This window comes from Bacillus sp. N5-665, assembly GCF_022637375.2.
Lineage (GTDB): Bacteria > Bacillota > Bacilli > Bacillales > Bacillaceae_G > Bacillus_A > Bacillus_A wiedmannii.
Genome location: NZ_CP093325.1, coordinates 3031131 through 3056216 on the forward strand (window position 1 = coordinate 3031131; position 25086 = coordinate 3056216).

The following is a 25086-nucleotide window of genomic DNA, read 5'->3' on the forward strand; positions in this document are numbered from 1 at the left end:
AAATAATGGACGAGTTTTTATCTTTTGCTGCACTTAATCCGGGTTCTATTGGACCTACACTTCCACCTGTTCAACCCTTTCAATTCCCTACTGGTCCCACCGGTTCTACAGGAGCTACGGGTTCAACCGGACCCACTGGACCAACTGGATTTAATCTTCCTGCTGGGCCTGCATCTATTACTTTGACTTCTAACGAAACCACGACATGTGTATCCACTCAAGGAAATAATACTTTATTTTTTTCGGGTCAAGTATTAGTAAACGGTAGTCCTACTCCAGGAGTAGTGGTCAATTTTTCATTTAGTAATCCTTCTCTTGCTTTCATGGTTCCTCTTGCTGTCATTACAAATGCTTCAGGTAACTTTACCGCTGTATTTCTAGCCGCTAATGGGCCTGGAACAGTAACCGTTACTGCTTCACTTCTTGATTCTCCTGGAACTATGGCTAGCGTCACTATTACCATTGTGAATTGTCCGTAATGGTTTTATCTTTAAGTACTAAGCAATTTCTGATAAGATGAGCACTGATTTACAGTGCTCATCTTATCATTGGGATGTTCCTTTCAAATGAAATTTCGAAACACCCTACTAAAATAAAGCTTTTATTAAGAACTAATGATCTTTATATTTCTTAAACTTGTCATCACAAGTGATTTTTATAATTAGTTAAATTCTCAATATAGTTTATGTATATAATTCCATTCAAAGATACATAATACCCACGTAACTATTTAAAAACACTTCGTTTTTATATCTAAATTCAAAAAGGAGCTACATAACATGGATAAAAAAAATCTATTAAGTCAACAACTTGATTATGTGTCATCGGATGCGCTGAATACCCCTAGTAAAGCCCAAGAGCAAATGCAAGAAACATCTCAGAAGGCACATGATTCAAACAAAAAGGACAGTACTCAAGCTTTACATGGCGACGATTTACCAATTTCAGATGTATATAGAACAACGAACAAGCAGTAAATTTAAAAGGGAAAAATCTTAAGAACGAGTGAACTTAATTCTTTTCCCATTTCCTATTTAATTGACACTTTTATATGAAACCCGTACACATTTTTGACACATCTACTATCACAATCTCCTGAAAATTCGTGATAATATTAATTTGTCGAATACGCCAAATTTCGACATTGAACGACAATGATATCTCCTTTATTGAATCCCTGTCCCCCAGGGATTTCTCCTTTTATTCATTACTTTTTTCTTCACTAAATGTTCATTCTTAACAAAATTCAATTACTCCATTGGATAGATATGCAACAGTATCCTATTTTGATAAAAACTAAAAACAAACAGACATACTTAACACTAATAGTAGATTTTTTAACTTCAAATTTACTTTTTCTCTCTTATCTTTTTGTAAACATTAAAAATGAGCTCTATTTACATAGAGCTCATTCGTAATTTTATAGTTTACTAGACTGTAACCCCTGAATAAACGGAACTACTTCAGGATTTACAAGTGATGATAAATCCCCTAATTCTTTTCCTAAGTAAGCAGCTTTAATGACGCGTCGCATTACTTTAGAATTACGTGTTTTTGGTAAATCTTCTACAACGTGAATATCTTTTGGACACAATGCTTTTCCGATATGAGAGTTTACTAAACTCATTAATTCTTTCTTTAACTCTCCTGTGAATGTTACATTGTCCCTTAATACTACAAAACAATGACAAACTTCACCTTTTACATCATCAGGTACACCAATCGCGGCAGCTTCTATGACATCATTATGCTTAACAAGAATAGATTCATATTCTGCAGGTCCAATACGTTTTCCAGCAATGTTTAACGTATCATCTGAGCGTCCTGTAATAATATATTGCTCACCATCATAAATCACCCAGTCACCATGAACCCATTTATTTTCAAAACGTGACCAATACGTGTTCACATAACGCTCATCGTCTTCCCAGAAACTTTTCGTCATACCAACCCAAGGTTTCTCTAAACATAATTCTCCAACTTCATCACGAATTGGATTGCCTTGATCATTGAGCACAACCGCTGCCATTCCTGGTAAAGATGCGTTAAAACTAATCGGTGCAATCGGTTTAATAAGGACGTTTCCGAAAATCCCACCAGAAATTTCAGTTCCGCCTGAATAGTTACAAATTGGTACATTATTTTTTCCAACTGTTTCAAATAGCCACATCCAAGGATCTGGATTCCAAGGTTCACCTGTTGATGCGAATACTTCTAAACTCTTGAGCGAATGTTTATTTACATACTCATCACCCTTTGCCATTAACGCACGAATTAATGTTGGTGATATACCGAGATGTGTAATTTCATATTTATCAACGGTCTCCCATAAACGATCTGCTTCTGGGAAATCTGGAACACCTTCGTACATAACCATCGTTGCTCCATTAATGAGAGAGCCGAATAGTAAAAACGGTCCCATCATCCAGCCCATATCAGTTACCCATAATACGCGGTCACCTTGTTTGATGTTCATTCCAAATCCTGCATCAAATGCAGATTTCAAAGGGAAACCAGCATGTGTATGTACTGTTCCTTTCGGTTTCCCAGTTGTACCTGATGTATAAATGAGCATTAACGGATCATCACTATTCATTTCTTCAGCATGTGTAAATGGTTTTTCTTTTTCTAGCGCACTCCATGAGAAATCGTAATGATGCGGTGTAAAATCATTTCCTGCATGACGAACGATAACAACTTTTTCAACAGTTGGACAATGTTCACAAGCTTTATCTACTTCATCTTTTAATGAAACAATTTTACCACGGCGTGAAAAACCATCTGCAGTAATGATCATTTTTGCCCCTGCCGCTTGCACGCGTGTCATGACTGCATCAGACGCAAATCCTGAGAAAATTGGTGAAATAATTGCCCCAATCTTCATTACAGCTAGCATCGCAACAACTGTTTCTGGAATCATCGGCATATAAATTGTTACACGGTCACCTTTTTCAATACCCGCATGTCTCAAACCGTTTGCAACGCGACTTACCCAGTTGTCAAGCTCTTCATATGTAAATGATTTTGAAGTTCCATTTTCCCCTTCATACTGCAGTGCTGGTTGCCTTCTTGTTTCATCATCTGCAAGCCAGCGTGATAAAACTGATTCTACAACGTTACATGTTCCGCCATTATACCACTGTGCAAACGGCGTACCATTTTCTAAATCTAGCACTTCTGTATAAGGCTTCATCCATTGATAGCCAACCGCTTTCTCAGCTTCTCCCCAAAACCAATCTGTTTCTTCAATAGATTTATTATAAAACGTTTCATAATCTTCATAGCCCAATGATTTCATCCAACCATATAAACGCGTTTTTTCTTTATATTCTTCTGTTGGAAACCAAACTGCTTGTTTCAATGTTTTCCCCTCCTTGACTTTTTGAGCAAGAAAGCCCTAAATAGGGCTTTTAAACTGGATAAACAGGATGTTTACGATCTGTAAATACTTGATATTTACTCATATACATTTCGAATCGTCCTTTTAACTCTTCTCTTAAATTGTTTGGATGAACAATACCATCAATGACCATCTCTGATGCCAAATGGTAAATATCAATATCTTTCTTATACTCTTCGCGTTTTTCAGCAATGAAGCTATCACGCTCTTCTTCTGGTAAAGCTGCAATCTTATTTGCATATACAGCATTGACTGCCGCTTCTGGACCCATTACTGCAATAGAAGCTGTCGGTAATGCTAGGCAGCAATCTGGTTCAAAGGCTGGACCTGCCATTGCATATAAACCAGCACCGTATGCTTTACGAACAACAATAGAAATTTTCGGTACAGTTGCTTCACTCATTGCAGAAATCATCTTTGCACCATGACGAATAATACCAGCACGCTCTACTTTAGTACCAATCATAAATCCAGGTACATCTGCAAGGAATAACAATGGAATATGATATGCATCACATAAATTAATAAACTTCGCTGCTTTATCAGCTGAATCGTGGAATAATACGCCGCCTTTCATACGCGGTTGATTTGCAATAATACCAACTGGCTTACCATCAATACGTGCTAAGCCTGTAATTAGTTCTTGAGCAAATAATTTTTTCACTTCATAGAAAGAACCTTCATCAATAACTCTATTAATGAGATCTTTCATATTGAAAGGAGCATTTTGATTTTCTGGAATGATTTGTTCTAACGTTTTTTCGAATTGTTTCGGTTCTTGAGGTGTAACCAATGGAGTCTTCTCTAAGTAGTTGTTTGGAAAATATGAAATGTATTGTCTTGCTTGTGTAATCGCATCTTCTTCTGTTTTACATAAAACATCTCCGCATCCTGATACAGAGCAATGCATACGAGCTCCGCCCATCTCCTCTAAAGTTACCTTCTCGCCGATAACCATCTCCGCCATACGAGGAGAACCTAAGTACATAGATGCATTTCCTTCTACCATCATAACAATGTCACAAAAGGCTGGAATATATGCGCCACCAGCTGCCGAAGGTCCAAATAATAAGCATACTTGAGGAACTTTACCTGATAATTTCACTTGATTGTAGAAGATTCTTCCTGCACCGCGGCGCCCTGGGAACATTTCTACTTGATCTGTAATACGCGCTCCAGCAGAGTCAACTAAATATAATAACGGAACACGTAATTTTTCTGCCGTTTCTTGAATACGTAAAATCTTTTCAACTGTACGTGCGCCCCATGATCCAGCCTTTACCGTTGAATCATTTGCCATTACGCATGCAGTACGACCATGTATTTTACCCGTTGCCGTTATAACACCATCAGCAGGTAATCCAGTTTGTTCACAGTTTGCAAATAATGCATCTTCTACATATTCACCATTATCAAATAGAAGCGCTAAACGATCTCGAACGAATAGTTTTCCCTTTGCTTTGTTTTGTTCATGATATTTTGGTGCGCCGCCTTGTTTAATCGTTTCAGCTCGTTCTTCAAATGTATTCGATTGTTGTTTTTGGTCTAACATATTTACTCCCCCTTATACATTGGTGTGCGTTTTTCCTTGAATGCTTGTAATCCTTCTAATCTATCTTTCGTATGGATTACACCTTCATACGCTTGTTTTTCCATTTGTAATCCGGTATGTAAATCAACTTGAATACCGTTTGAAATTGCTTCTTTTGCTAATCGAACAGCAATAGGACCATTACTAGCAATTTTCTCTGCTATTTCAATTGCTTTCTCTTCAAGTAAATGAGCTGGTACAACAAATTCTACTAAACCATATTCTTTTGCTTCTTGCGCCGAAATACGTCTTCCTGTATAAATTAATTCCTTCGCTCTACCAACACCAATTAATCTTGGCAAACGCTGCGTACCACCTGCTCCTGGTATAATTGCAAGTGTAGTTTCAGTAAGACCAAGACTTGCATATTCAGCCGCAATTCTAAAATCACAAGCTAAACTTAATTCCGTACCACCACCAAGTGCGATTCCATTTATAGCAGCGATAACTGGCTGTGGTAATTGTTCAACCATTTCCATAGTAGTGCGAATCATACTAACAGCATGACGAACTTGTTCTTCATTCATACCAGCGCGTTCTTTTAAATCAGCACCAGCACAAAATGCTTTTTCACCAGCACCTGTTAGAATAACTACTCTAGTATTTGACTCTTCACTTATTTGAGTTAATATGTTTTGTAACTCTTCTAATAACGCTAAAGATAATGAGTTTGCTTGTCTTTCACGATTTAATGAAATCTTTACAACGTGAGGTGTTACATAATCAACTGAAATGTTTTGTAATTGTAGCATCTTCTCACCTACTTATCGTTTTATGTTGAAGCGCTCTATACACATGACTTGGTAATTGGATATTTAATTTACTTTGAATAAATTGACTCGCTCTCAATAACTTCTCTTCATCAATATTCGTTTGGACCCCTAACTTATGGAGCATATAAACTAAGTCATCAGTTGCAACATTACCTGATGCTCCAGGTGCATATGGACAACCCCCAAGGCCACCACAAGAACTGTCAAATGTTGTAATACCGTATTCTAAAGACTTAACTACATTCGCCAGAGCCATACCGTACGTATTATGGAAATGCATTGCAAACTGCGAAGCATCGTATTTCTTTAATAAATGTTCTAATACTCCCTCTACTTGTAGCGGATTCGCTACACCGATCGTGTCACCAAGCGAGACTTCATAAATGCCGTATGAAAATAGTTGATTACATAATTCATCAACTGCTGCGGTACTTATATCCCCTTCATAAGGACATCCAAATACAGTAGAAACATAGCCTCTTACCTTTTTCCCTTCGAATAATGCCTGTTTTGTTATATCTTCAATTACAACTAATGCTTCTTTAATTGATTTATTAATATTACTTTTATTATGAGATTCACTTGCTGATAAAAAAACATTCACCTCATCTACATTTTGCAAAAAAGCTCGTTCCAAACCATTTTGATTTGGAACAAGCGCTGCATATGTAACATTTGGTTCCCTTTTTAGCTCAGAAAACACATCATTTGCATCTGCTAATGCAGGGACCCATTTAGGGTGAACGAATGAGGAAACTTCAACGTACGATAATCCCGCCTCTGTAAGTAGTTGAATCCATTTTACTTTATCTTTTGTGCCAACAATCTTTTTTTCATTTTGTAAGCCATCACGTGGCCCGACTTCTTTAATGACAGCAAAATTAGGTAGTTTCAATTCACTTCCCCCTATATCTCCCTATTCAATTTCTAGTAATACATCTCCTTCATTTACAAAATCGCCTTCTTGCACATTAATTTTCATAACTGTGCCAGCTTCTTCTGAAATGATTGGAATTTCCATTTTCATAGATTCCAAAATGACGACATCTTGCTCTTCCTCTACTGTATCTCCTACTCCTACAACAATCTTCCATACATTTCCTGCCATCGATGCATATACTTTCGTCATCATTTTTTCCCCCTTAATATTGTTAAATCTTATTTTTTAACAAGTTGTTTCGTTACAAAACCTGTTGTATAAATACCACTTTTGAACACATCGTCTTCCAATACTTGAAGTAACATTGGCGTGTTCGTTTTAATACCTTCTACTTTTAATTCTTCTAAAGCATCATGTAATTTTGAAATTGCTTCTTCACGAGTTTCACCATGAGCAATGACTTTCGCAATCATTGGATCGTAGAAAGGTGTAATCGTGACTTGATTCTCCAAAAAGTGATCAATACGTACATTTGATGGAAGCGTTAAATCTGTAATCTTTCCAGGTGATGGGAAGAAAGTTTTCGGATCCTCTGCATAAATACGTGCCTCAATGGCATGACCACTACGTTTTACATCATCTTGTGTAAATGATAGTTTCTCACCGTATGCAATTAGAAGTTGTTGTTCTACAAGATCTAAACCTGTAATTTCTTCTGTAACTGGATGCTCTACTTGTAATCTCGTATTCATCTCTAAGAAATAAAAGTTCTTCTGATCATCTACAAGAAACTCAACTGTACCTGCATTTGTATAGCCTAGAGCTTTGGCAGCTTGTACAGCAACTTCCCCCATCGCTTTTCGCGTACCTTCATCTAAAAATGGTGAAGGTGCTTCTTCAATTACTTTTTGATTTCGGCGCTGCACTGAACATTCACGCTCCCATAAATACACTGTGTTACCATGTGTATCTGCTAAAAGCTGAATTTCAATATGGTGTGCATCTGCAATATAGCGCTCTAAATACATTTCTCCGTTACCGAAGAAGTTTTGTGCTCTTGTTTTGTTACTTTCAAATGCTTTGGTGAGCGTTTGCTCAGTTTCCATCAACTGCATTCCAATGCCTCCGCCGCCTGCGGATGCCTTCAGCATTAATGGATAACCAATTTGTTTTGCAATTTCAATTGCTTCTTCAGCAGTTTCAATATTTGTAGTAATACCTGGAACTACTGGGACATCTGCAGCTTGCATTGCAATACGAGATTCGATTTTACTTCCCATCTTCGTAATAATTTCTTCTGATGGACCGATAAATACAATTCCTTCTTCTCTACAGCGAACCGGAAAAGACGGATTCTCTGATAATAATCCATATCCCGGATGGATTGCTTCAGCATTTGTCTTCTTAGCTATTTCAATAATTTTTTCAAGGTTTAAATAGCTTTCTTGGACACGCGGTCCACCTACTAAGTAAGCTTCATTTGCCATTTTTACATGTAGGGCATTTTCATCAGCCTCAGAATAAATAGCAACAGTGCGAATGCCAAGTTTTTGACAAGTTTTCATAATACGAACTGCGATTTCCCCGCGATTAGCAATTAATATTTTTTGAAACATAGTGATTCCTCCTTTTTATCTACATCCTAAATGTCTTGCAATTACGAGACGTTGAATTTCAGAAGTTCCTTCACCAATTTCTAATAGTTTTGCATCACGAATATGTCGTTCCACTTCATATTCACGCATATAGCCGTATCCACCGTGAATTTGTACCGATTGATTTGCAATACGACTAGCAGCCTCAGATGCAAATAACTTTGCCATAGCCGCTTCTTTACCGAAAGGTTTATCATTATCTTTTAACCAAGCCGCTTTATGTACTAAATTACGTGCAAGTTCTACTTCAGTCGCCATATCAGCTAATTTAAATTGAATCGCTTGGAAATTAGAGATTGACTTTCCAAATTGTTGACGTTCTTTCGCATATTGCAGCGCACGTTCAAATGCAGATTGTGCAATACCTACTGCTAATGCTGCGATTGAAATACGTCCTCCATCAAGTGTATATAAGAATTGTTTAAATCCTTTATTTACATCACCAAGAATATTTTCTTTCGGTACACGTACACCATCAAGTACGATTTCACATGTATTAGAAGCACGAACACCCATCTTATCGTAAGGACTTGAGATCGTTAATCCTTCACTTGTAGTCGGTACGATAAATGCCGAAATACGTTTTCTACCATTATCTTCAACACCGTTGATAGCGGTTACAATAATTGTATTTGCATACTCTGCATTTGTAATCCAACACTTTTCACCACTAATAACATACTCATCTCCATCTAATACTGCTTTCGTTTTTGTACCGCCTGCATCTGATCCAGCGTTCGGCTCCGTTAATCCGAAAGCACCTAATGTTTTACCTGACGCCATTGGAACTAAATATTTCTGTTTTTGTTCTTCTGTACCGAAATAATAAATTGGAGAAGCACCTAATGAAATTGTTGCAGCGTAACTTAATCCTGTCCCACCACAAGCACGACCAATTTCTTCAACTGCTAACGCGTACGATACAGTATCGCCACCTGAACCTCCATACTCTTCAGGGAATGGGATACCTAATAATCCTAGTTCGCCCATTTTTTGAAATGTTTCATATGGAAATTCCGCAGTTTTGTCATAATACACAGCTTTCGGTGCGATTTCCTTTTCAGCAAAGTCACGTACCATTTCTTTAATCATTTGTTTTTCGCGAGTTAGAGTAAATTCCATTCCGCTACACACCCCTTATCGAATATTGAGTTTCGACAGCGTGCGAGTTTCTACTACAAACATTACGAATTAAAAGACACGAATATTAGTTAGACAATTGCTACAATTCTGTCATAACTTAATTTTAAAACAGATTCTGTACTAATGCACAAAAAAATTCCTACATTGTTCTACAACAACATAGGAGTTTTCTTGTCGAATTATGTAATTTTTTGTTTAATAATCTCTACCTTTTCCCGAATCAGAAATTTCTACTAAAGCTTCAGGGTAAGGTTCAAAATATGTTTGTCTTAATAAATACTTTTCGTCAAATCGAATGGCCCATGATTTTAAAATTGTAAGTAAGCTACTAAGCGGGACTTTCTTTTCTATATACTTTTGTATCAAATCTAAAAAATGATCTTTTTCTTGTTTTTTCAACTTTGTTTTAAAATATCCAAAAATATGCTCACATACATTTACATTCGATGTATAGCGGGAGGTGCGCATAAATAATTCATATAAAGTCTTCTCATACTTATCAAATACAACTTCAATCGTTTCATTTTTTTGATTTGCAATAATACGCCCTAATTCTTTTTGTTTCACTTGATTATATGCCATAAATAAATACTTATAGTCTGATTGAAATGATACGAGTTCTTTTATGTTTTTAGTATGTTTAATCATTTTGTAATGCGCGATTGTAAACAGTCTTGTAAAGAAATGTTCTCTAATAATAAAATTCGACAATCTACCCTCTTCTTCAATTGGAAGATGTGAAAATTTTTTTATTACTGCTCCGCCAAATAAGCCAGATCCCTTTCCTTTTACTGGCGCTTTTTCAAAACCAGAATAAATTTTCACATCGCGCGTACCACAACTTGGCGAACGATTCTTTAAAATAAAACCATCCACATCGGATATCGTTTGTAAAAAGTCATTTGAAAATTGCTCCATTTTTTCAGTTACATCTTCTCGTGTCGACGGCTGTACAAGCCTATTCGCACCATTTTCTTCTACGATTCGTATCGTTTCACGAGGAGTCCCCAATCCGATCTCGACTTCTGGACAAACAGGTATAAATGTAACAAATGGCTGCAAATTTCGTATTGTTACATCTGGTATCATCTCTGCATTATAACGACAGGCATCAAATTCTAAACATTTACTTACAACAATTGTTGGTTTTGCAAATTGGCGCATCACATTACCTCCGTGGTGTTAATCCATACAATATAAATTGAATTGTATTTTCAATTTCCACTTCATCATCCCATTTTTCTTCAGGCAATAATAAAAATCGTGTTAATAGTAAACCTAATACAGCTGATAAAGTAAGACGTAATACAGAAGATGGAGGCATCTCAATAATTTCCCCTTCTTCTTGAAACTTTACAATCAACTTTTTAAAATGTGAAAGTAACTCTGTTTCTACTAAATGTTGTATTTCGTTTTTCAATTCTGGCTGAAATGGCACTTCTTGAATTAATATTTTTATCATTGGAAAATGCTTTTTTGCAAATTCAAATCTATTATGAATAACAACTCTTAGCAGCCCTTCATACGATTCATACTGCGATTTGAAAATTTCCTTTGCAAAGGCTTGTACAAAAAATGGTGCAGCAAACTTTGTTAATGTCGGCATGACGACTGCTAACAATAAATCTTTTTTTGTTTTATAGTAGCGGAAGATTGTTCCTTCCGCTACACCAGCACGCTTTGCAATTTCACTTGTAGAAGTTGATGCATATCCTTTTTCTCCAAACATATCAACAGCTGCCTCTAAAATACGCATTTGACGTTCATTTCGTTTATCCGTATTAGTTGCGGCAATTAATTCATCCAGCCAATCCTTCTTCATCTATAATGCCCCTTTGTACCGTCATTATATTTTTCGATGTTTCTTTAATGCATATACATTTCCTATTGCAAATAATAGAGAAAAAAGTAGTAATACAGTAAGATCTAATGCAATCTCTGTAAATCCTTGATTTCGAATCATCACTTGTCTCATTGCGTCAGCTCCATATGTGAGCGGAAATAATTCCCCTAACATTTGTAGCCACTTATTCATAGATTCAATTGGAAACAACCCAGAAAAGAAAATTTGTGGCACAATGACAAGCGGTATAAATTGAATCATTTGAAATTCATTATTTGCGTATGCTGATAAAAACGTCCCTAAAGTTAATGCTGTTAAAGAAAGCATACATGTAATAAGTAGCGTTAACCATATGGAGCCAGCTACATACAAGTCTAAAATATAAACTGAAAAATTCACGATTATAATTGATTGTATAAATGCAAAGATTCCGAAACCAATAATATATCCTACAACTATTTCCCATCTTCTCACTGGAGTGGACAATAACCTCTCTAATGTACCACTTAAACGTTCTCTAACAAAGGAAACTCCAGACAATATAAATACAAAGAAAAATGTAAAGAAACCAATCAATACTGGACCAAGCCCATCAAACATTGTAAAGTCTTTAGAGCCATGTAAGTAATTTACTTCAGGCTTCATAACTGATACTTCATTCTTTTCTGTACTCTTTTGTAAAACTTGAAGTACAGCACGATTTTTTGATGAATCACTTCCTTCTAATAAAAGATTCATTTTCCCATTCTCTAAATAAATTACTGCATCTACCTTTTGCAGTTCTAACTCTGAAATTGCTTTCTCTTTGCCGTATTCATAAATTGAGGCTTCTTGAGTTTTCATTGTTTTTACAATAGGAGCAGGCACATCAACTACAGCAATATGCGGTACATAGTCTTTTTGTGTAAACACTAGAGACAATAACCAAAGTAATAACATAGGTGCCCCAAACATCATCGCTAACGAACGTTTATCTCGAAAAAATTGGCGAATAATACGAATGATTACACCAGTAACTCTCATGATAGGGCCACCTCTTCCAACAAAAAGACATCTTCAATCCGTCCTGATGATACCCGTTTTTTCAATTCTTCAGGTGTTCCAGTCGCAACTAGTTTTCCTTCTCTAATCAACCCTAGACGCTCACAAAACTCAGCTTCATCCATAATGTGCGTCGTTACAATAATAGTTGTGCCTTTCTTTTTCAAATCATAAAATTTTTCCCAGATTGTTTTTCTAAGAAGTGGATCTATCCCCACTGTTGGCTCATCTAAAATTAATATTTCAGGTTCATGAAGGAGTGCTATCGCTAATGATAAACGCTTCTTCATCCCACCTGAAAAATGCTGCACTTGCTGTCTTATATGTTGTGATAATTGTACAAGGTCAAAAACCTCTTCGATTCTTTCTTTTTTATGTTTTCCCTTTAATCCATACATCGTTGCAATAAAATCTGCATTTTCATATGCTGATAGTTCTTCATATAATGCATCAGCCTGAGCCATATAACCAATTCTTTTCATTTCATTTAAATTAGGCATGTTCGTGTTGTATACAAGCACTTCACCTTTCGTTGCCTCATGAATACCTGCAATCAATTTAATAAGAGTCGTTTTCCCTGAACCTGAAGGCCCAACTAAACCAAATATCTCTGCTTTTTCAACTTGCAATGAAAGATTGTGTAACACTTCTTTTTTCCCAAAACTTTTTGATACAGTCCGTAAAATAATGGCAGGTTGCTGCACGTATTCTTCCCCCTTTTCTAAAATGAGTGAGTACTCACTTTTATTTTACTCTTGCGTAATTATATGTCAAACTTCATTGATTAGTATGTATTTTCAATCTTAAACAATGAAACAGAGTCGACATTAGAATATCATTTCTTAAAGTCGACTCTGTTTCATTTAAATTATATATTTTATTTTACGTTTTCAAATTCATATATTTCCTAATTCTAGCAACATCTAAAGAATATTCGATAACTAATTGCTGTAACGGTAATATAACTGTGTCGGGATATAAATGGGCATATTGTAATGTTTCTGCATATTTTTCTAACCTTTTTTCTAAATACTTTATAATTTGATCAGGATGACTTACTAATAAACATTTACAATAATAATGTATTTGTTCCTCAATCGCCGTATACTCTTCAATTTCATATTCTTTATGCATTTGTACACCCCTTTATGTTTTTATACAGATTCCTTATCACACTTTTCACTCGACTAATTTTTAAGTTTTTTGATTATTTACACTATAACAAACTCTACGGGTCAAATTTTGTTACTTTATGTAACGTAGAAAATTTTTAACAAAATTGTAATGTTAACTTGTATAAATTACATATGGCTTATTTTTCTATACAAAAAATCGTACAGTTCAATTTAACTGTACGACTACAAGTTCTGGCCTATTAAAAATTCTTTGCGGAATGATACTATTGCCTAATCCTCTACTCACTACCATAGACGTATTTTATTTTTCATATAAACCAGCTGTATATGTAGGGAATATACCTTGATTCGGGGCAACTAACCCTCCGATAAATGGCAATCTAACTTGCCCTCCATGAGCATGCCCCGATAACACTAAATCAATTTTCTCAGCAGCATAATTCTGAATAAATTCAGGTCTATAGAATAAATCATCTATTTCTCCTATTTTAATACACTATCTAAATGTATTGCTCCTATATATAGATATATTCCTATTTAATCCGCAATTTTCCTTATCGGATAAATTAATAAAAATTATTTCCCTACACATTGCGATTACATGTTATATAAGGAAGCTCCTCTTTTTTCCATGCAAGAAATCCTCCCTTTAAATTCACTACTTCCTTTATACCAGCTCTTTGTAAAATACTAGCTGCTATAGCGGAACGCAATCCGGTTCGACATTGTAAAACTATTGGGCAATCTTTCGGTATACAATCTAGCTGCTTAAATAGATTTCCTAAAGGGATATGTATTGCATCATGAAGATGTCCTTCCTCCCACTCTGTTTTACTACGTACATCGATAACCTTAACGCTACCATCCTTTATATGCGGATTTAATTCAATCGATGTTTTTTCTTTGTAACTTTCAAATCTATCAAGTCTTTGTATAACTTGTAAGGGTGCAAAAGCAATAATATTATTTAGCCCAATAGATTCAAAGTCTCTAATAACCTCCTCCACTCTAACCTTTTCCTCATCTAGAATGATTAAAGTTTCTGTTTTATAATCTAGTAACCAGCCACACCAAGTTGTGAAGGAATTGTTATACGGTATGTTAATTGATTTCTCAATGTGACCAGAAGCAAAACTTGCTACATCCCTTATATCAACTATTTGCTGAACGCTCCTCATAATTTCTTGAAGTTCTTCTACTGTATTAATAGCAGTAACTTCTCTCTTATTACGAATTGGTGGACCGTACTTATTTAAATTCTTCATTAATGAAAAATACTTTGGAGGCTCTGGCTGTCCCGTCAATAAAGTCGATACAAAATCACTTTCTTTATTACACTGAAATGCCCAATTAAACATCTTTTCATAACCTAATGTAGAAGTTGGAATTGCTCCTAATGCTTTTCCACATGCGCTTCCTGCTCCATGTGATGGCCATATTTGCAAATAATCAGGGAGTATTTTTATTTTTTGTATAGAATCAAATAATTGTTTCGCTCCTATTTTTGCAGTATCTTTCATACCTACAGCGGTTTCTAATAAATCCGGTCTTCCTATATCTCCTACAAATATAAAATCACCTGTGAATATTCCTATCGGCTTATCATTCTTATAATTATTTTGACTTGTATCAGTTACTAAAAAAGAAATACTTTCAGGCGTATGCCCTGGTGTGTGAATTACATTAAATTTTATATGACCTACTTTAAACTCTGTGCCCTCTCTAACCAAATTATATCGACCTTCGTTAAGATATTGATATTTCCAATCACAATCTCCTTCGTCAGATACATATAAATTTGCATCATAAAGATTAGAAAGTTCCCTAGACCCAGAAAGAAAATCTGCATGAATGTGAGTTTCAGCCGCAGCAATTACTTCCATCCCCTCCTTCTTAGCAAATTCGATATATTGTTCTATATAGCGACCTGGATCAATTACAATTGCTACACCTTCCTTCTGACAACCGACTAAATAGGAAGCATGTGCTAATTTTTCATCATAAAAATATTTTAAAAGCATAGCTATTCCCTCCAAATAGTTATTTCAACTTGCTTTTCAATTTTTATTACCACTTTCTCTCTCCTCTTATAGAATCCCTTTCAACATAAAGTTCCAATACATATAGGGCAACATATATCTTTTAAGTAAAAACATACTATACCGTTCTTTCGCTTGATTAAACGGAAACGTTTCTTGAGGTTCATGTTCATAGTTAAATTCAGCTAGTATTAGACTTTTATATCCTGTAACAATCGGACAGGATGTATATCCATCATATTTAGCCTGTAAGTCTCTTCCGTTAAGTACGTCCATAATATTTTGTTTTAAGATAGGTATTTGTTTTCGAATTGCCGCTCCAGTTTTAGAGGTGGGTAAATTGGTACAATCTCCAAGTCCGAAAATATTCTTATACTGTACATGCTGCAAAGTATAAGGGCTTATATCTACCCACCCCTGAGAATCACTTATCTCACTCTCTTTAATAAAACTAGGTGGCCCCATTGGTGGAACAACATGGATCATACTATATGGTACTGTTTCTCTTTTCAGTGTTTGCGTATCTTCAAAAATTGCTTCTTTCTTCTCAGCGATAATTTCTACTAAGTTTTTATAATAATTTGTTATAATTTGCTTTCTTTCAATTACTTGTTCTAATGTATTTGCATAAAGTGGAACCTGAAATATGTTAGCGTTCGCAGTATAAAACATTACTTCACTTTTGTTTCTTACACCGCTATTACAAAAATATTCTTCTGCTAAATACATTATTTTTTGTGGAGCACCACCGCATTTTATAGGCGTATTGGGGTGGGTAAAAACAGCATTTCCTCCTTTAAATTTTTCAATTTCTCTCCAAGTAGAATCAACATATTTATAAGAGTAATTGCTACAAACCCCATTAGTCCCAATAGACTCCTTTAAGCCTTTAATGCCGTCCCAATTTATTTGTATACCGGCTGCTACAATAAGAATTTCATACTCAAGCAGCAGTCCATCATCTAAAAGTAGCTTATTTTCTTCCGGAAACAACTTAACAACACTTTTAGGGATCCACGTTGCCCCTTTTGGAATAAGCAATTCTTGATTACGCATCGTACTTTCCTTTAAAACAATCCCTCCCCCCACTAAACTCCATAATGGTTGGAAATAATGTTTTTTTGATGGATCAATAATTGCTATACTTTCTTTCAATAGGGGTACATTTCGTAACAAATGTGCAGTAGAAGATATTCCTGCAGTCCCAGCACCAATCACAATGATTTTATATCTATCTCTGGTCTTCATTATCCTCTTCCTATCTAAAATTGATTTTTAAAATAACTAATTCGTAGCCGTATTTTCATTGAAGTAACATTATTATAAGTTAAAAACTCCATAATTTTATCTGATTTAAATGAATTTTTTGTTAATTTTACCATCAATATTACTTTATGCGTAAATCCCCTATGCTACTTCCATATTTCATATTTTTCAATACTAGTCTTTGCCCTATCTTACTTTTATTACAGTTTCTCTCTACACTCAAAGCTATCTTTATCTTCTTTTTCGAAGAATACCTCGTTACTTGTAATTGGAATTTAAAAGTTCGAATAGTTTTTCTTAAATATATAAATTTATATAATCGTATAGAGGGAATTCTATTTAAATATGGAGGGTTTTTATAACGCGCTAGGTATTCATGTGAAAAAATTACCAATTACATAAAAATTAGCAACGGTTCATATTCAATTGAGTGAAATTATTGAGGTTACTGAAGATAAAATATATGCTGATGTTAAAAAAGGAGAAGTAAACCTTATTGGTAAAGTAGAATTATCTATTATTTGCTTTCAATAAAATAGTCCTTTTAAATATAATGAATGCATAAGTATTGCTGTATTGATTAATCTTAAAAATAACCAGATTTGGATTCTAGTTCTTAAACAATACAAAAAACAACGAAAAATAACACACCTTTTTGCATTATACAAGTGTGTTCTTTTCTTTTTTTAGTTTTAATTGCTATAATTCTTAGCCTATAGTAACTAAATTAAATTATTTTACACCGACCTGATTCCAAGCATTTTCTATAGCTTTATACGTTACACTATCATAACCATCATAATCAGCCGCAGATTGTAATAAAGCAGTACGAGCTTGTTTAAAGTCGCTAGTTGGAGTCAAATATGTTGTTAACGCACGATAATAGATTTTTTCTGCCTTTTCTTTACCAATAGAATTAATTGTCAGATATGCAGCCTTATTCGGAATACCGCTATTTATATGCACTCCACCATTATCTCCTTCTTCAGTTTCTGGAAGATATTGATAGTTTCTCATATGAGCAGGCTGTCCATATTTCTCAGGATTTGATAAGCTTCGCAGTGCGTCCCCAGAAACACCAGGTGTAAATACAGCATCTCCTACATCCCAATTGGTAGGATCAACAAAATAGCCAAAAACATCAGAGAAAGATTCATTTAATGCACCTGATTGATTTACGTAACGAAGATCAGCAGAATACTCTGTAACAGCATGAGTTAATTCATGTGCCACAACATCAAAAGAACCAGAAAGCGGAATAAATCTGCGACCATCTCCATCCCCATATATCATTTGCTGGCCATTCCAAAATGCGTTATTTACGTTAACTCCATAATTCACAGCCGAGCGAATTGTTTTACCTTTTCCATCAATACTGTTACGATTATGAACGTTTTTATAATAATCATAGACTTTTCCTGCATGATAATGGGCATCAACTGCTGGCCCTTGATCTTTATTTGTCCAAGCATTATCCTCATCAAACAGACGATAATTTATTGGATAATCTTCATCACTATGATTAACTGTAAATGTTTCAATGTAGCCACCATTCATAGGTTTTGTTGTGTCTTTTAAGTAGTATTTTCCCTTTACACTACTAAAAGTTGTATTCAATTCTTTTTTATCACCTAATACCCCATATCCGTAGCCTTTATGAGCACTATCTGCATCTGTAACTGCATTATATGAATCTACAATTGTTCCATCTTCCGCATTAACATAGATGTGCCAGTTAGCACCATAAGGTTTAATAAATTGTAGTTTCACTTTAAACGTTAAATAGTATGTTCCATCTTTTTCATATACAACTAAATCTGCTGTTTCATTAGTAGACTCTAAGTTTTCTTTTATCTGATCTAATGCATTCCCGTCCATTTTTACTAGCGTATCAATTTTTGTAAGTTTACTATGTTTCCAAGCATTTGAAAGTGCTGTTTCCTTTGTAATCTTTGCTTTTGTATTCCCCTTTAAACTCTCCTCTGCAGCTGGATGGACATCTCCATTGACCGTTGTTACTTTCCCCTCTTTATCTGTATGTACAATAAATTGTGCACCGTCAACAGGTATTTTATTTATAGATCGTGTATAAACATAATGTTTCATACCTAAATCATCTGATTTCACTTCTTTAAGTGTTAAATCTTTTTGTGGATTTATTTTAAATAATTCTTTATTTTCTTCAAGAAACTCTTTTACCGCTTTTTGAGTCTCTACCTTTTTATCAGATAAATCACCTGAAAGAAATGATGGACTTCCCTGTTCCTCATTCCAATTTTTTTGTAGTACCTCCATTTTATCCATTGCTTCTTGTTGAGAGACTTTTTCTTCTGCAAACGCAGTTGAAAAAGGAGCACCTAACATTGTTCCCGCAGCAAGTAATGTAATAACCGTTTTTTTCATTCGTTTTCCCCCTTCAATATGAGTAATTTAAAAGATATAATTGCAAAATTTAATATACAATTATTTTTGGATTTTTTGTATAAATATGAATAATTGCATATTATTCATTTATTAATTTATTGAGATATAAATTACTTATAAGGGTACTAACCCATCGCTATCAAGCTATGCTCATAAAACGTCAATTAGAGTAGAGGCTGTTTTCTTATCGTATCGATGAGATTTTTCGCCCGTTTTGCTGTTGGAGGTTGAACAGGCGAATTAGAATCTTTGATAGCTCTTGGGTATCTTTCTGTATAGCTTGGAAAAGAAGAAAATAATCTTTAATCATATATATGGCCTTATATTTACTCAGTTCTCGTTTCTTTTTAAATAAGAAGTAATTACCATATTTGAAACATGATAGAAGAAAAAAGTAGGATGGTTGTCAGTTGTCCATACACATAAAGCGATTAAATCTTTTGCTTGGTATTTACTGGTTCGTTGAACAAAATCAACATCTCTAGCAAGATTCCGTAAGGCATTTGGAGAAAAAAAACCTTGAATTTCTTGAGCAAATAGTTATAATTCGTCAAACACAGAAACAGACACAAAAAACGCCATCCTTTCCTATGATTTAAAGAAAGAACAGCGTTTTTTTTAATTTTATGGAGAACTAATTATTTCTTTTTTTATAATAAGAAAGGAGATTTATTATCATATTAATTAAACATATAAAGATAAGTGAGTACTTAAAAATAGTACTTTTATAGTTTCCAAAAAACAAAAATAGTATAGCTAAAAGTGATATTATACTAATAATTAAATGATACATATATTGAGACTGTTTCTTCATTAATCATTACTGTTATTCATCTAATATAAATATATAGATTATATATTATCATAGAGGAGATTAAAATAAACAAAATATGCCTATTGCATATCTAATAGCAAGATACCACTCCATACCTCATTAACTAAAAAATAACCTGACCTTTCAAAGAAGTTTCTCTTCTCCCTACTCTCCTGCGAGACCATATTTTTTCATTGAAATTTTCCATATCTTATTTGATTTATTTATTCTGTAACACCAGATTGAGTTACTTTTACATCAGCTGTTACACGAAAACGTAAATGTTTATAGGATTCTTCCCATTCTTGACTGTTCCATTTTCTTACGTGAGTTCTACCGAGCTTTCTAAGTCCTATAGGATCTGTGCCTTTTTTAATAAATCTCTTTATCAATGTAGTTGCTTTTTTTTCTATTTCTTTTTCCATAATTTTTTCTAATTTTTTTATTTCTTTAGGATTATCTAGATTTTTGGTTTTTGTAAATTCTTGAATTTCAGCTTTAACTTGAATATGAGCATTTACGAATGGATGCTTACTATTCCCCTCCATCTTATATTTTGTTCTAGCTTTTATATTCTCTATCGTGGCGTAAGTATTTGAAGAACTAGGTAGTTTGAATTGGTATGTACCTTGTTTAAATTTATCTGTCAACAATTTAAATACAAATAAATCTTTAGGGTTCACTTTATCAACCATTTTACATCTTTTAAAAAGTGCTATTCCATTTAACTCCAACACGTTCCCTTTTTTAGATATCATCGGCAAATAGGAATCCCTCGCATCATCATCAAGTTGATTTAAAAACATAAAAAAGTTTGTTTTTGGTTGCGTCCCATTGTTCATATTTTGCTCCAGTAAAGAGGATAGATAGGAAGCAATTTCTTTTTCTTTAGAATAGTTCCCTTTTAATAGTGATTCCCCTTTTACATTTGTAATTGCTAAATAAATTGCATTTCCTACACTAGGATTTCGGTTCAAAGTCTCTAAAATTTCCTGCATTCCCTTTTCAATTATTTTTTCATTAAATATAATAACACGCAATTGACCCAACTCTAGAGGTCCAGAAGATTTTTCGGATGCCCTTGCAAGAACTTCTCTACCAGTCTGGCCTGATGCTGAATAGATTTTTGTTTCACCTTCTCCGCCTCCTTTATAAGCTGAAATCGCAAAGGTTCCTTTTAGCTTACCTTCTGCTTCAGTATCATATGCCGCAACTTGAACTAAATCAATGTCATCCACAATTTTTGTTTTAGCACAACCTATTAAGAAGACACTTAATATAAGGAAAAGTATCCATCTCTTCATGTTTATCTCCTTAACTTTATTTTGGCGGTTTGAATTAGCCATAGTACAGGTAGGTATACATATATATATACAAAGCCAATTTGACCTGTCCAAGTATTTAATAAGTTAATTTTATTACGGTTATTCAAGAAAAATGATAAAACAAAGATGAATACGATGATAACTGGCAAAACATATTTTTGCTTTATTCCCAGTGCCTCTTTTATACCACGACTTACTCCCCATAATGTAAAGGAAACATTAGGTAATATAAAAAAAGCCCAAACAGAAACAACAATGTATTCAAACCGCTCTATAAAGGGAAATTGTATAATTTTAATCATGCTTAAATATGCCCATATCGCGTTCGCGAGTTGTTTTTCACTAAAAAACGCAAGAGTTAAAATCATAAGGTATGTGTAGACAATAGTCGTTACTAAATTTGCATAGTGCGCATATTTTTGAGACTTTTTTGCCTTTCTAATAAATGGGTAGTACAACAATAACATTTCAAATCCAAAAAAACTAAACATATTTCCTTTCATTCCTTTCATAATTTCTAGGAATGAATGCTGTGCAATTGGAAATAAATTCCGGGAATCTGCATACTGCAAAGGATAAAAAAATGTAAAGATTAGAATGCTTGGGATAACGATTCCAAAGAAGCCAATTCCGACAACTACACGAAACCCTCCAGTCACAATGTAATAACATAAGCCTAAAAAAGTCCCCGCTATAACCCAAGATGAAATTGAAGGAAACATCCAAACATGTACTACTTCGATATAAGTATGTAGTGTTGTTGCACCTAACAATACAATATAGGATAAAAAAATGAAGTTGAACAATCCACCAACCCATTTTCCAAATACGTTTTGATTGATTGCAATGATGTCTCCATTACCCTGATTTAAAATCTGATATATAATCCAAATCATAAGATTAACAGATATTCCAAAAAGTAGCGTGCTAATCCACGCATCATTTCCAACTAACTTTGCACCAATCCTTTCAAAACCAAGCATACCAACCCCCATCTGTATAGTAATAATCGAAAAAAACACCATATATGGAGATACTTGATACTCAATCGGGATCTGTTTCATAATGCTCCTCCATGCTAAATTCAATCATCAAAATCATTTCGTGATAAGATTTTATTTTTCTCTACCTCTTCTGGATTAAAACGAAAACGCTGTTTAGATCTTGAAAAAATCGGACGTCTGAACATCGCTGAGATTGGCATACGTATAATGCTGTCTTTCCAATCTGTAGGGCGTGTAGGATAAAAAGGGAACAAATACGGACGACTTAATGATTCTGTACGTAATAAGCGTGCTAAAAGGAAAGAACTTGTTAAAACAATTCCTAATAAGCCCAACAGGTGTGCAGCCATTATAAAAGGAAAACGAATTACTCGAATTGTATTACCAATTCTATATATTGGTGCTGTAAATGAACTAAGAGCTGAAAGTGCAACAATGATAATTAGTACATTACTTGTAAGACTTGCCTCTACCGATGCTTGGCCAATTACAATACCACCTACTATACCGACAGTTAAACCCACTTTAGTTGGTAAACGTGCCCCCGCTTCTCTCAGCAATTCAATCGTTATTTCTAAAAAAAGTGCTTCAATTAATGGAGGAAAAGGTACTTTACTTCTCGATATGATTAACGTTTCAAGAAGCTCTTTTGGAATAAGCTCGTAATGATATGTTAATATCGAAACATATAATGGAGTCGTTAAAACAGAAAACATAAAAGCAAAAAGCCTTAACAGTCGAAAAAAGGAGGCAATAATCCAAGGCATGGTGTAATCTTCTGTCGTAGAAAAAAAGTCAATTAATGTTGTTGGCAGAGTGATAGCATAAGGTGAGCCATCTACAAAAAGTGCAATTTTCCCTTCTGCCAATACAGCTGCTACACGGTCTGGACGTTCTGTATTCAAAAATTGAGGGAATATAGAATTAGGATTGTCAGCAATTAATTGAATCAAATAAGTACTATCTAAAACATGGTCTGTTTTTATTTGACTCACTCGTTTTATAATTTCTTGTAGATTTTGATCATTTACAATTCCCTCAATAAATACAATTGCAACGGTTGTGTTAGAGAGAGATCCTACCTTCAATTCCTTCATTTGTAAATAAGGTGTTGGAAGCTTTCTACGTACTAAATTTAAGTTTACATCTAAATCTTCAACAAATGCGATTTGTGGACCCACGATATTGTATTCAATTTCAGCTTTTGTAATATCTCTTTTTTCTTTCTTTGACACATTTATTAACAAGCCATTTAATTTATCTGTATCGAACTGAATAAGTATATAGCCGTTTAAAATACTATCCTGAATATCTTTCATTTGATTTGTTACTTTTGAATTTTCAAAGGGTAAGATAGACTGAATATCTTGTAACGAATCGAAGCTCCTCTCTTTTATATAAGTTAAAACCTCTTCATGAAATATATTTATATCGATTAATGTTCTAAAATATGAAATGACTATAGCGGAATTCTTTGAAGCAATCTCCAATGTTATAAAATCTTTAGATTTTTTTAGCAATTGCATTAATTCCTGCAAAGATTTTATAGAGTGAATAGGTACTTTTTCATGTGGTTTCAATTGATAATACCCTTCCTTTCAAAAAGAAACTATATATAGTTTTTAGGAAATTTCTATTTTTAAAATTAGGGATAGTTATATGTAAATATGCTCATTGAAAATAATGTCTTTGGAAATAACTTAACCAAAAACAGTTAAAAAATGTACGTAAAGTAAAAATAAGGAATGATTATAAACGAAATTATGATGTGGATTAGATGGTATATCCAGCATTTCGGAAAGTTCAAGCCAGTCAAATGTCATTGCTCGAAGAAACTTTTTAAAACGATAGCCGAGACAGAAAAAAGAATCTTAATAGGGGTCACTGTACATGCCTATCAACTTAAGAATTCAGTATTATCCTAAAACGGTAAAATGAGCTTTTTTGTTACAAGTTAGCAGAAAATTTCGTTCTGGGGGTGCTATAAAATTTTAGCTTGATGCAATGTGGCGCTACCCCAAAATACAAAAATCTCTTTCAAAAAAAGAAAGGCGCCTATGCACCTTTCTTTTTTTATTCACTTGTACTCTCTTCAGCATCCAAAAATCCTTCTGAATCACTTTAATGCATCATTGTACGGACCTAATTGCTTTTTAGAAAAGTAATGAATTGTCTCCTTACTTTTCAGTAACATATTTCCTTTTATAATTAAAAAATAGGTAGCTACTAGAAAATAGATTATCCCTAATATCCAATTCAAATTTGTAGCTAAATTGTGTAAAAGAACATATCTCATATATGCATAACCAATTGGTACATGTAGTAATACAACCGCACCTAATCCTGGGTTGTATATTGTTTTAGCTTTTATATTCGCAAAAATACCATGCCATATGAATTGAAAAAATCCCATTAAAATAGGTCCCAACCCAAGCCATATAATATCTGGAAAGAAAACGGGAAGTAAATAAAAAACATACGCAATCAAAACATTTATTACCATAGCAGATTGCTTATTTAATGGATAGCGATCTGGTATATCACTTTTAAATATAACTACATTAAACAGACCAGCGAAATAACCTGGCCAACGATACTCTTCAAATTGATGCACTAAAATGGCTACAAAACTTAACGCTAACAGTACTTTTATTTCACTCATTTCTCCAAAATTCGCGACTAAACAACCTACGACAACAATTGCCATAGCTAACCCTACATCACACCAACGCTTTCTAAAGAAATTAATCAT

Annotated in this window: 21 protein-coding genes and 2 pseudogenes; 2 read left to right on the forward strand and 21 right to left on the reverse strand. The window is 34.2% G+C overall.

The genetic code is table 11. The annotated features are described in order from the left end of the window. Positions 1–5: 5 nt before the first annotated feature. Both MNO09_RS18250 and MNO09_RS18255 read left to right on the forward strand, forming a co-directional pair. Positions 6–479 carry an exosporium leader peptide-containing protein gene (locus MNO09_RS18250; RefSeq protein ID WP_078183640.1) on the forward strand — a complete coding sequence of 158 codons (474 nt, stop codon included), beginning with the start codon at positions 6–8 and terminating at the stop codon, positions 477–479. 300 nt (positions 480–779) lie between these two features. Then, positions 780–977, forward strand: coding sequence for a hypothetical protein (locus tag MNO09_RS18255; protein WP_070168838.1), 198 nt, complete (start codon positions 780–782; stop codon positions 975–977). Positions 978–1420: 443 nt separating this feature from the next. On the opposite strand, the gene MNO09_RS18260 is transcribed toward MNO09_RS18255, so the two are convergent. The 21 genes and pseudogenes from MNO09_RS18260 to MNO09_RS18360 all read right to left on the reverse strand — a co-directional run bounded on the left by MNO09_RS18260 (position 1421) and on the right by MNO09_RS18360 (position 25086). Continuing rightward, complete coding sequence (locus MNO09_RS18260; RefSeq protein ID WP_070168837.1) at positions 1421–3361, reverse strand: AMP-binding protein; 1941 nt, start codon at positions 3359–3361, stop codon at positions 1421–1423. Positions 3362–3410: 49 nt separating this feature from the next. Continuing rightward, positions 3411–4952, reverse strand: a complete 1542-nt coding sequence (locus MNO09_RS18265; RefSeq protein ID WP_088107178.1) for an acyl-CoA carboxylase subunit beta — start codon at positions 4950–4952, stop codon at positions 3411–3413. Positions 4953–4954: 2 nt separating this feature from the next. After that, positions 4955–5743: an enoyl-CoA hydratase gene (locus MNO09_RS18270; protein ID WP_241950037.1), complete on the reverse strand. Its 789-nt coding sequence runs from the start codon at positions 5741–5743 to the stop codon at positions 4955–4957. A 4-nt stretch (positions 5744–5747) separates the two neighbouring features. Continuing rightward, complete coding sequence (mvaB, locus tag MNO09_RS18275; protein ID WP_000775447.1) at positions 5748–6659, reverse strand: hydroxymethylglutaryl-CoA lyase; 912 nt, start codon at positions 6657–6659, stop codon at positions 5748–5750. 21 nt (positions 6660–6680) lie between these two features. Continuing rightward, positions 6681–6896 (reverse strand): acetyl-CoA carboxylase biotin carboxyl carrier protein subunit, encoded by a 216-nt coding sequence (locus MNO09_RS18280; RefSeq protein WP_001987345.1) that lies wholly within the window; start codon positions 6894–6896, stop codon positions 6681–6683. A gap of 26 nt (positions 6897–6922) precedes the next feature. Beyond that, positions 6923–8260 (reverse strand): acetyl-CoA carboxylase biotin carboxylase subunit, encoded by a 1338-nt coding sequence (locus MNO09_RS18285; RefSeq protein WP_000486754.1) that lies wholly within the window; start codon positions 8258–8260, stop codon positions 6923–6925. Between the two features lie 15 nt (positions 8261–8275). Continuing rightward, a complete protein-coding gene (locus tag MNO09_RS18290) occupies positions 8276–9421 on the reverse strand; it encodes an acyl-CoA dehydrogenase (RefSeq protein WP_000397261.1) in 1146 nt (381 codons plus the stop codon). A 216-nt stretch (positions 9422–9637) separates the two neighbouring features. After that, complete coding sequence (locus MNO09_RS18295) at positions 9638–10606, reverse strand: YbgA family protein (protein ID WP_001248618.1); 969 nt, start codon at positions 10604–10606, stop codon at positions 9638–9640. 4 nt (positions 10607–10610) lie between these two features. Next, a complete protein-coding gene (locus MNO09_RS18300) occupies positions 10611–11264 on the reverse strand; it encodes a TetR/AcrR family transcriptional regulator (protein ID WP_000711164.1) in 654 nt (217 codons plus the stop codon). A gap of 24 nt (positions 11265–11288) precedes the next feature. Further along, positions 11289–12308 carry an ABC transporter permease gene (locus MNO09_RS18305; protein ID WP_070168835.1) on the reverse strand — a complete coding sequence of 340 codons (1020 nt, stop codon included), beginning with the start codon at positions 12306–12308 and terminating at the stop codon, positions 11289–11291. Beyond that, positions 12305–13030 (reverse strand): ABC transporter ATP-binding protein, encoded by a 726-nt coding sequence (locus tag MNO09_RS18310; RefSeq protein WP_070168834.1) that lies wholly within the window; start codon positions 13028–13030, stop codon positions 12305–12307. The genes MNO09_RS18305 and MNO09_RS18310 overlap by 4 nt, the downstream gene beginning before the upstream one ends. 178 nt (positions 13031–13208) lie before the next feature. After that, positions 13209–13460, reverse strand: a complete 252-nt coding sequence (locus MNO09_RS18315; protein ID WP_000548621.1) for a hypothetical protein — start codon at positions 13458–13460, stop codon at positions 13209–13211. Between the two features lie 207 nt (positions 13461–13667). Continuing rightward, positions 13668–13931 (reverse strand): annotated as a pseudogene (locus tag MNO09_RS18320) (metallophosphoesterase); the annotation flags it as partial. A 115-nt stretch (positions 13932–14046) separates the two neighbouring features. Continuing rightward, on the reverse strand, positions 14047–15483 hold the full coding sequence (locus MNO09_RS18325; protein WP_078183641.1) for an MBL fold metallo-hydrolase: 1437 nt from the start codon (positions 15481–15483) through the stop codon (positions 14047–14049). Positions 15484–15549: 66 nt separating this feature from the next. After that, entirely contained in the window at positions 15550–16749 is a 1200-nt protein-coding gene (locus MNO09_RS18330) for an FAD/NAD(P)-binding oxidoreductase (protein ID WP_000857203.1), read from the reverse strand. A gap of 750 nt (positions 16750–17499) precedes the next feature. Further along, positions 17500–19170: a M4 family metallopeptidase gene (locus MNO09_RS18335; protein ID WP_088107177.1), complete on the reverse strand. Its 1671-nt coding sequence runs from the start codon at positions 19168–19170 to the stop codon at positions 17500–17502. Positions 19171–19341: 171 nt separating this feature from the next. After that, a pseudogene (locus MNO09_RS18340) lies at positions 19342–19616 on the reverse strand (IS4 family transposase); the annotation flags it as partial. A gap of 613 nt (positions 19617–20229) precedes the next feature. Beyond that, positions 20230–21309, reverse strand: coding sequence for a Ger(x)C family spore germination protein (locus MNO09_RS18345; RefSeq protein ID WP_000832862.1), 1080 nt, complete (start codon positions 21307–21309; stop codon positions 20230–20232). Between the two features lie 2 nt (positions 21310–21311). Beyond that, positions 21312–22394: a GerAB/ArcD/ProY family transporter gene (locus MNO09_RS18350; RefSeq protein WP_088107176.1), complete on the reverse strand. Its 1083-nt coding sequence runs from the start codon at positions 22392–22394 to the stop codon at positions 21312–21314. Between the two features lie 20 nt (positions 22395–22414). Continuing rightward, positions 22415–23914, reverse strand: coding sequence for a spore germination protein (locus MNO09_RS18355; RefSeq protein ID WP_000802287.1), 1500 nt, complete (start codon positions 23912–23914; stop codon positions 22415–22417). Between the two features lie 536 nt (positions 23915–24450). After that, on the reverse strand, positions 24451–25086 hold the full coding sequence (locus MNO09_RS18360) for an HXXEE domain-containing protein (protein ID WP_000606791.1): 636 nt from the start codon (positions 25084–25086) through the stop codon (positions 24451–24453).